This window comes from Marinobacter sp. EVN1 (assembly GCF_000475375.1).
Classification (GTDB): Bacteria; Pseudomonadota; Gammaproteobacteria; order Pseudomonadales; family Oleiphilaceae; genus Marinobacter; species Marinobacter nauticus.
The window spans coordinates 1-1,277 of sequence record NZ_AXCB01000062.1 but is presented as its reverse complement, the minus strand read 5'-3'; the positions used below and the strand labels follow the sequence as shown (position 1 = coordinate 1,277).

Sequence of the window (1,277 nt, the reverse complement as noted above, 5' to 3'; positions counted from 1 at the left end):
CTGGTGACAAACAGCGCTGGCAGGATAGCGAAGTACTTGGCGACGTCGTTGGCCAGGGAAAAGGTGGTCAACGAACCCCGGGTAATCAGCAGTTGTTTGCCAATCTCTACCACCTGCAGCAGTTTGCCGGGGTCGGAATCCAGATCCACCATGTTGCCGGCTTCCCGCGCGGCCTGGGTGCCCGAGTTCATGGCCAAACCAAGGTCGGCCTGGGCCAAGGCAGGAGCATCGTTGGTGCCATCCCCCATCATGGCCACCATGCGGCCTTCCGCCTGCTCCTTGCGAATGATGTCGAGCTTCTGTTCCGGTGTGGCTTCGGCGATGAAATCATCCACACCCGCCTCGGCGGCAATCGCCGCAGCAGTTATCGGGTTGTCACCGGTAATCATCACCGTCTTCACACCCATGTCCCGAAGCTTGGCGAAACGTTCCTTGATGCCGGACTTGATGACATCCGACAGGGCGATCACACCCAGTACCCGATTACCCTCGGCGACCACCAGCGGTGTAGCGCCGTTCTTGGCAACCCGGTCAACCAGAGTGTCTGTTTCCTGCGGATAGTTGCCGCCGTTTTCCGTAACGAATTTGCGAATGGCATCCGTTGCGCCCTTGCGCAGAATCCGCCCATCCGGCAGGTCCACCCCGGACATACGGGTGTTGGCAGAGAACTCAATGAATTCTGTGCCATCGGCTGCCTCGGCGTCCGAGCCCTTATCCCGAGCCAGAGCGACAACGGATTTGCCCTCGGGGGTGGGATCTGCCAGGGAAGTGAGCAGTGCGGCGTCCCTCAAGGTGCCCGGCGCCACGCCCCGAACCGGTTCAAAGCCCGTTGCTCTGCGATCACCCAGGGTGATGGTGCCGGTTTTATCCAGCAACAGGGTGTCGATAGAGCCGGCCACTTCCACCGCCTTACCAGACTTTGCAATGACGTTGGCACGCATGGCACGGTCCATACCGGCGATGCCGATAGCCGGCAACAGGCCCCCGATGGTCGTCGGGATCAGGCACACTAACAGGGCCACCAGAACCGAGTAGGATGGGGTAGCGCCCACAAACCCGCCAAACGGCACCAGGGTAACGACCACAATCAGGAAGACCAGCGTCATGGCGGCCAGGAGCACGGACAACGCCAGTTCATTCGGTGTCTTCTGGCGTTGCGCGCCTTCAACGAGGGCGATCATGCGGTCCAGCAGGGAGTTGCCCGGATCGACGGTGACTTCGATCACGATCTCATCGGACAACACTTTGGTGCCCGCGCTGACACCGCTGTTGTCGGT

1 protein-coding gene is annotated in these 1,277 nt (G+C 60.8%); it reads right to left on the bottom strand.

Annotated elements, in window-relative coordinates; translation table 11 throughout:
• Positions 1-1,277 (bottom strand): potassium-transporting ATPase subunit KdpB (gene kdpB / locus Q674_RS37145; protein WP_023009726.1); only part of this gene is annotated, 1,277 nt, incomplete at both ends.